This window comes from Stutzerimonas azotifigens (assembly GCF_013522725.1).
GTDB classification, from domain to species: Bacteria; Pseudomonadota; Gammaproteobacteria; order Pseudomonadales; family Pseudomonadaceae; genus Stutzerimonas; species Stutzerimonas azotifigens_A.
In genome coordinates this window covers 318,604-325,491 of record NZ_JAAMRF010000006.1, presented here as the reverse complement: position 1 = coordinate 325,491, position 6,888 = coordinate 318,604, and the positions used below count along the sequence as shown (strand labels likewise).

7 protein-coding genes are annotated in these 6,888 nt (G+C 63.4%); 4 read left to right on the top strand and 3 right to left on the bottom strand.

Annotated features, from left to right (window positions below; all coding sequences use genetic code 11):
• The 3 genes from G7026_RS13955 to G7026_RS13945 all read right to left on the bottom strand — a co-directional run.
• On the bottom strand, positions 1 to 221 hold a 221-nt coding region (locus G7026_RS13955), incomplete at its 3' end, for an OprD family outer membrane porin (RefSeq protein ID WP_181071512.1).
• Positions 222 to 615: 394 nt separating this feature from the next.
• A complete protein-coding gene (locus G7026_RS13950) occupies positions 616 to 2,877 on the bottom strand; it encodes an ATP-dependent DNA helicase (RefSeq protein ID WP_181071528.1) in 2,262 nt (753 codons plus the stop codon).
• Positions 2,874 to 4,523, bottom strand: a complete 1,650-nt coding sequence (locus G7026_RS13945; protein ID WP_181071511.1) for a VRR-NUC domain-containing protein — start codon at positions 4,521 to 4,523, stop codon at positions 2,874 to 2,876. Before G7026_RS13945 ends, G7026_RS13950 begins: the two co-directional genes overlap by 4 nt.
• 203 nt (positions 4,524 to 4,726) lie before the next feature.
• Between G7026_RS13945 and G7026_RS13940 the strand changes: the two genes are divergently transcribed.
• The 4 genes from G7026_RS13940 to G7026_RS13925 all read left to right on the top strand — a co-directional run bounded on the left by G7026_RS13940 (position 4,727) and on the right by G7026_RS13925 (position 6,882).
• Entirely contained in the window at positions 4,727 to 5,350 is a 624-nt protein-coding gene (locus G7026_RS13940) for a glutathione S-transferase family protein (RefSeq protein ID WP_181071510.1), read from the top strand.
• 88 nt (positions 5,351 to 5,438) lie between these two features.
• The gene (locus G7026_RS13935) at positions 5,439 to 5,867 is read left to right on the top strand and encodes a DNA methylase (protein ID WP_181071509.1); all 429 of its coding nucleotides are present in this window, start codon (positions 5,439 to 5,441) and stop codon (positions 5,865 to 5,867) included.
• Positions 5,868 to 5,943: 76 nt separating this feature from the next.
• Positions 5,944 to 6,177, top strand: a complete 234-nt coding sequence (locus tag G7026_RS13930; protein WP_181071508.1) for a hypothetical protein — start codon at positions 5,944 to 5,946, stop codon at positions 6,175 to 6,177.
• 159 nt (positions 6,178 to 6,336) lie between these two features.
• Positions 6,337 to 6,882 (top strand): disulfide bond formation protein B, encoded by a 546-nt coding sequence (locus G7026_RS13925; RefSeq protein WP_258190274.1) that lies wholly within the window; start codon positions 6,337 to 6,339, stop codon positions 6,880 to 6,882.
• Positions 6,883 to 6,888 lie beyond the last annotated feature (6 nt).

Sequence of the window (6,888 nt, the reverse complement as noted above, 5' to 3'; positions counted from 1 at the left end):
CCGGACTGGAAGTTGAGGATGAAGCTCTGCGTCCACTCTTCGGCCTTGCTCTGGGCATTGGTCGGGTCGACGAAGTTGCGATTGATGTAGAAGTTGCGGGCGTTGACGCTCAGCTTGGAGCCATCGATGAAGCCTTCCTGCGCCACGGCGACCGGGACGCCCAGGGCCATGGTCAGGCCGCCGGCAAAAACGGCGGCGGCTAGCGGATTGCGTGGGGTCATTATTTTTGTACTCCCTTTTTGATGTGATCATCCGCTGGCTGTTCGAAGGCGCAGGGATGGGTGTCTCTTGTACGCAGCCGGCAGGAGGCCTCCTGCGTTATCGTGTGTGTCAGCAACCTCATATGTCGTCATACGACATGGGCGATTATCAACATGCAGTAACAGTTGTCAACGCGACGAATGAACTATTCGTCCGTGGCCTGAAAGCCCCGTTATACGGAGCATTAAGCCTTTCCATCGCTGTTTGGATGGTTGGCCCGGGAGATGGCATCGTGTCGAGCTCGCGAGGTAGAGCTGCAGGTTGTCGGATGACAGGCCGTGCATCTGGCCAGAAACAGGCCGCTCAGCCGATCCGAAGAGAGGCCCTACCGGCGCACTTCCGCGACTGAGGGTGCTAGTGGATTGACCACCATCCCGGCAGCAACGCCCGGACCTGGGGCCGCGCGAAGCGGTCATCGATCAGGTGGATGACGCCACGATCCTGCGGCGTGCGAATCACCCGACCAGCGGCTTGAACCACCTTTTGCAGACCCGGATAGAGGTAGGTGTAGTCGTAGCCGTGCGCGGCGCCGAAGACGCTCGCCATGCGTGTTTTTAGCTGCTCGTTGACCGGGTTGACCTGTGGCAGGCCCAGGGTGGCGATGAAGGCGCCGATCAGTCGGTCTCCGGGCAGATCGATGCCTTCGGCGAAGGCGCCACCCAATACAGCGAAGCCAATGCCTCGACCGCCGGCGCAAAAGCGCTCGAGAAACGCCGTGCGCGCCTGCTCGTCCATGGCGCGGGTCTGCTCCCAGCAGGGCAGTTCGGGATACCGTTCGGCCATGAGGCTACTGACCTGCTGCAGGTAATCGAAGCTGCTGAAGAAGGCCAGGTAATTGCCCGGCTCCCGCTGATACTGTCGGGCTAGCAGGTCGACGATCGGTGGCAGCGAAGCCGCACGGTCGTTGAAACGGGTGGAAATGTGCTGCGCCAGATGCACTTGCAACTGGCTGGCTTCGAACGGTGATTCAACCTCCAGCCAGACGCTGGCCGGGGGCAGGCCCAGGGTATCGGTATAGAAGCGACGAGGGTTCAGGGTTGCCGAGAACAGCACCGTCGAATGCGCCAGGGCGAAGCGTGGCGAGAGGAAGGGCGCGGGCAAAAGGTTGCGCAGGCACAGCCTGGAGCTTTTGCCGCCGCGGGCACTGCCAGGCAGAAGGGTCGCGTCGAACAGCGAATGCTCGCCGAACAGGTCGGCGATACGGCAGAAGTGCATCGCTTCGAAATAGGCGTTCTGCAGTTCCGGCGCCAACCCGGCAGGGTTGTCGCCCAGGTAGTCGGTGATGGCGCTGACCGCCTGTTGTAGAGCGTTGATCAGCTTCAGGGGCAACGCCTCATGGACCTGATAAGGCAGGATCTGCTCGCGGTGCAGTTCGTTCCAGCAACGCTGGACGCGTTCGAGCGGCTTCTTCAGCAGGGCCGGGGCGTTCTGGCGAAGACCCTTGAAGCTGCGCTGGTCGAGCTCGGCGCTGTACATCTTGCGCCCGCGTTCGAGCAGGTTATGGGCTTCGTCGACCAGCACCGTGGCGCGCCAGCCGTTGTTCAGCGTCAGCCCGTGGAGCAGGCCGCCCAGGTCGAAGTAGTAGTTGTAGTCGCCGATCACCACGTCCGCCCAGCGCGCCAGCTCCTGGCTGAGGTAATAGGGGCAGACCTGGTGCGCCAGGGCAGTCTCGCGCAGTGCTGCCTGGTCCAGCACGGGGCGTTCGAGGGCGGCCTGGCGCGCGACCGGCAGGCGATCGTAGAAGCCTCGGGCCAGCGGGCAGGCTTCGCCATGACAGGCCTTGTCAGGGTGCTCGCACGCCTTGTCGCGGGCGATCAGCTCCAGCACGCGCAGCGGCAGCGCCTCATCGCTGTCGAGTTTGGCCAGGGCGTCCAGCGCCAGGCGGCGCCCGGAGGTCTTGGCAGCGAGGAAGAACAGCTTGTCCAGCCGTTGCCCAGGAAATGCCTTGAGTTGCGGAAACAGCGTGCCCAGCGTCTTGCCGATGCCGGTAGGTGCCTGCGCCATCAAGCTGCTGCCGGTGCAGGCCGCCTTGTAGACGGCCTCGGCCAGTTGCCGCTGTCCGCTGCGAAACTCGGGATAGGGAAAGCGCAACTGTAACAGCGCCTGGTCACGCCGGGCACGGTGGGTCAGCTCCGCTTCGGCCCAACCGATGAAACGCTCGCAGTGCATTTCGAAGAACTCGCGCAGCGACTCGGCAGGATGGTCCTCCGCGATCACCGTTTCCTGCTGGCTGACCACGTCGAAATACACCAGCGCCAGTTCGAGCGAGGCCAGCCCCCGGCTCTGGCACAGCAGCCAGCCGTATACCTTGGCCTGTGCCCAGTGCAGGGCGCGGTGGTTGGCCGGCTGGCGGGACAGGTCGCCGCGAAAGGTCTTGATCTCTTCGAGGCGATTGCGCGCCGGGTCGTACCCGTCGGCACGGCCGCGTACCTGCAGACTGCGATAGCTGCCGGTCAGGGTGATTTCCGATTCGTAGTCCTGACCGCGTCGGGATGCCACCAATTGATGGCCGGCGATGCCTTCGAGCGCGGTGGGCGAGGGGGTGAAGCGCAGGTCCAGATCGCCTGCCTTGGCGGTAAATTCGCACAGCGCCCGAACCGCGACCTGATAGCTCACGGCGTCGGCCCGGCCCATTGCACGTAGCACACCGCGATCGGCAGGCCATGCTCGGCGGCATGGTCGAGCCAGCGCAGCTGGTTGTCCTGCAGCCGATCGCCCGGCCCTTTGACCTCGATCATCCGGTAGCGACCCTGCTCGGGCCAGAACTGGATCAGGTCGGGCAGACCGGTGCGGTTGTTCGGCACGTCGCGCAAGATGCGCATGAAGATGGTCTTCAGGTGTGCGGCGGGAATGCACGCGAGGGCCTGTTCGAGCAGCTCGTCGTCGAGCAGGCTCCAGGCCACGAACGCGGTGTGAATGCCGGCTTTCTCGCGAAAGGTGCGGCGGATGCAGTCGCGGTAGCTCTCGTCGTCGAGGGCTCCCAGGCATTCGTCGAACAATGCGGCGCGACGGCTGTGGAAGTCCGGTTGCGCCAGATCGGCGGGCGCGGCGTGGAAGGGGTGGAAGAAGGCGCCGGGCAGGGCGGCGAACAAGGCATCCCAGCAGAGCAACCCGAGCAGTGAATTGAGCAGCATGTTTTCGACGTAATGAACCGGCGCCTCGGGGCGGTCCAGATGCTCGCGCACGGCATATTCCACAGACAGGCCGCCGTCGGGAGCCGGCAGGACAAGGTCGATGCGCTCCGCTGTCGCCGCAGCTCGGCGTGGGCTGCGCGGCTGGCCCAGGGCACGTCGCAGGCGCGGCAGCATGCGCTCGAGCTGCTGCGCCTCGAGTTCGCTTTCCGGCGCGACCTCTGCCCGTAACGCCAGCTCCAGCGCGGCTTCGACCTGGCCGCAGCGCTCCAGCACCCGGATGGTTCGTTGCCTCGCACCGGGATAACGGTTGGATGCGTGCAGCCGCAGTGCTTGAGGCCAGTCCTGTTCGCGCTCGTATTGCTGCGCCAGGCGCAGCAGCAGCTTGCCGCGGCGACTTTCCAGCCAGGCGTTGGGGTAGGGCGCATCGGGAACGTCCCGCAGGATGTCATCCAGCGACTCGCCCACCTCGAAGCGCTCGCGGCACCGATGCAGGTGCAGATAGGCGTCGATTTCCTCGCGGCGCTGGAAGGCGCGGGAAGACGGTGAAAAGGCTACCTGCTCGTAGCGGTAGATGCCGAGGTCCGCAAGGACGAATTCGGACCAGTCCTGGTGAATGTTGCCGAAGAACATCAGGCGAAGGCGCTCGCACAACTGGCCGATGCGCACCTCGAAAACAGCATCTTCAAGCGTGCCGCACCAATGATGCAGTGGCTGAGCCTGGGCATGCTCGTCCAGCAGTTGCTGGAGCAGCTCATCCTTGCGCTGGTTTAGCGACGCGGCGGCCTGACCGAATACCTGGACCAGTTCGGCCTTTCTCAAGAGGCCGAACAGCTGGAGCAGATCGAGGGCGGGCACATCGTCGAGCCAGCCCAGCTCGATCAAGGGGGCGGCAGCCAGGTGCGGACAACCGATCTCCTCATAGCGCAGCTTGCTGGCGCGAAACAGCTCGCCCTTGCGCATCACCATGCGTACCAGCAGCGCTCGGGAGGGTTGCGGCAAAGCCGAGAAACGCTCGATGAACCGGTGTTCGGCTTCGTCGAGCAGATCGGCATGGTGAGCCCCTACCCAGGCGAGGACCCATTGGAAATTGTCCAGGTAATAAAAAGGGTTGGGCAGAGACTGGCGCATCGAACGTCCGCTTCGCTGAGCGATCCGGAGACATCCGGAATGAAAAGGCTGTGCATTTATACAGCAGTTCCGTCCTTGGCAAAATGCCGGGACGATCAGCGGCGGCGACCTGGCATAGCGATGATCCGAACTGGCGGAGCCAGCCGTCGAGGTATAGGGTTCGATCATCCGGCGCCCTGGCGCCCTGAAAGGAGGCGCGCGCGATGCAAGTGAAAGTCTGGGGTCGACACAACTCCACCAACGTCAAGAAAGTGCTCTGGTGTCTCGAAGAGCTGGATGTGCCCTACCAGCGCATCGACGCCGGCGGCGCCTTTGGCGTGGTCGATGAGCCGTCGTATGTGGCGATGAACCCCAACCGTCTGGTGCCCTGCGTGCAGGACGGGGACCTGGTGCTCTGGGAATCCAACGCGATCGTCCGCTACCTGGCGGCGCGTTATGGGGAGACCACGCTTTGGCAGGCTGATCCGACGCAACGTTTCCAGGCCGACAAATGGATGGACTGGGTTACCTCGTCGCTGGCGGCGCCCTTCAAGGTGCTGTTCTGGAACATGGTGCGCACCCCGCCAGGGCAGCGCCAGATGGACGAAGTGCAGAAGTCCTTCCAGACCTGCAGCGACCTGCTGGCGCTGGCTGACCAGGCGCTGACGACGCAGCCATATCTGTCCGGGGAAACGTTTGGCATGGGCGATATCCCGCTGGGCAGCTTTGCTTATGCCTGGTTCGAGATGCCAATCGAACGCCCCGAGTTGAGGCATCTGCAGGCCTGGTACGACCGCCTGTGCGAGCGCCCTGGGTTCCAGACAGCGGTGATGATCCCCCTGACATGACGGCAGTCCGTCGCCAGGCCTGCGCTGTCAGGAACGCCCTGCTTTTTTGGTCATCGGAAACAAGAGACCAAAACGACCGGGGAACGACATGACGGCTGAAATCAGTGCGAAAGAGCTGGGTATCGATATCGAGAAGGGCGAGGGCGAGCTGTTCAAGTGGTTCCTCGCCAGCTTCCTGTTCGGCAAGCGGATCCAGCAGGATATCGCCGCCGAGGCCTATCGGGTCATCGTCGACAAGCACAAGCGCGATACCCCGAGGAAACTGGGTAACTGCAGCTGGCAGCAGATCGTCGACATGCTCGGCGAGGGGCATTATGTGCGCTACGACGAATCGACCGCCGATCGTTTGCTCAAGCTCTGCGAGAAATTGAATAGCGAATATGGAGGCAAGCTCGAGCGCCTCCACGAGATGAGCGAGAGCCGCAAGGACCTGGAGAAGCGCCTGGCCGAGTTCGAGGGTGTCGGACCGAAGACGGTGGAAATCTTCATGCGCGAAGCGAAAAAGGTCTGGGGCTGAGCATGATGCTCGACGGTGCTTGCACAACGCCACGGGGCGGGTAAAGTGCGCGAAATCTTTCCGATGTCATACCGCCATGCGCCTTGCCACTTGCCTGATGCTGTCCAGCCTTCCCTTGCTGTCCCTTGCGGCGCCTGCGCCCTATTACAAGTGGTTGAGTCGTCTCGATGGCCAGGTTACTTGCCAGCAGACCTCGCCCGGCCCCGGCTGGGAATTGCTCGACGGCAGCACCTACCGCGACCTGCGCTGTACCCAGCCGATCAGTCGAAGTGAACAGCCTGGAGCATCGGGCGTCAGGCCGCGGGGCTGATCGGCGCGGCTAGCGGCAGCTGCCGTGCTCTCAGGATGTCGCTTCGGTCGCGAAATCGATGGGTGCTGGTAGCTTTTTGCCAGATTTGCTGACAAGTCGCTGCGACAAATGGCTCGACGATTGCTAGCGTTGCGCACCTAAACACATTTGGAGATGGAAATGGGGGAATACATCATGGCGATTTCCGGTGGCCCGCAGCGCTTTTCCGGCCAACGCATGCTGCTGATTCTGCTGGGCATCGTTTGTCTGGGGCTGGTGGCCGGTGCGCTGTATTTCCAGGAAGTCATGGGGCAGGCGCCATGCCCGCTGTGTATCGTGCAGCGTTATCTGTTCCTGCTCATCGCCCTGGTCGCGTTCGTGGGTGCCTCCTTTTCAAGCGCACGGGCCAACCGAGGCGCCGCATTCGTGGCCCTGTTGATCGCTCTGGTCGGTGTCGGCGTCGCGGCGCGACTGGTCTATGTCCAGGGCCATCCGGCCGCGAGCTGCGGTATAGACGTCATGCAGCTCTGGACCGATGCGATTCCTCTGGCCCAGTGGATGCCGACCCTGTTCCAGGCAACCGGCATGTGCGGTGACGCCTACGACCCGATCCTGGGCCTGGGCATGGCGCAATGGTCGCTGACCGCCTTCGTGGTGATCGCCGTGGCCGTGGCGATTGGCTGGTGGAATGCCCGCCGCCGCCCGCGTCGCAGCATGTTCCGTTGATCGTCG

What these genes read in the sequence shown, in the direction of transcription:
- G7026_RS13945 (WP_181071511.1), bottom strand. Translation starts at nt 4,523, where the DNA reads ATGCGCCAGTCTCTGCCCAACCCTTTTTATTACCTGGACAATTTCCAA.
- G7026_RS13940 (WP_181071510.1), top strand. Translation starts at nt 4,727, where the DNA reads ATGCAAGTGAAAGTCTGGGGTCGACACAACTCCACCAACGTCAAGAAA.
- G7026_RS13935 (WP_181071509.1), top strand. Translation starts at nt 5,439, where the DNA reads ATGACGGCTGAAATCAGTGCGAAAGAGCTGGGTATCGATATCGAGAAG.
- G7026_RS13930 (WP_181071508.1), top strand. Translation starts at nt 5,944, where the DNA reads ATGCGCCTTGCCACTTGCCTGATGCTGTCCAGCCTTCCCTTGCTGTCC.
- G7026_RS13925 (WP_258190274.1), top strand. Translation starts at nt 6,337, where the DNA reads ATGGGGGAATACATCATGGCGATTTCCGGTGGCCCGCAGCGCTTTTCC.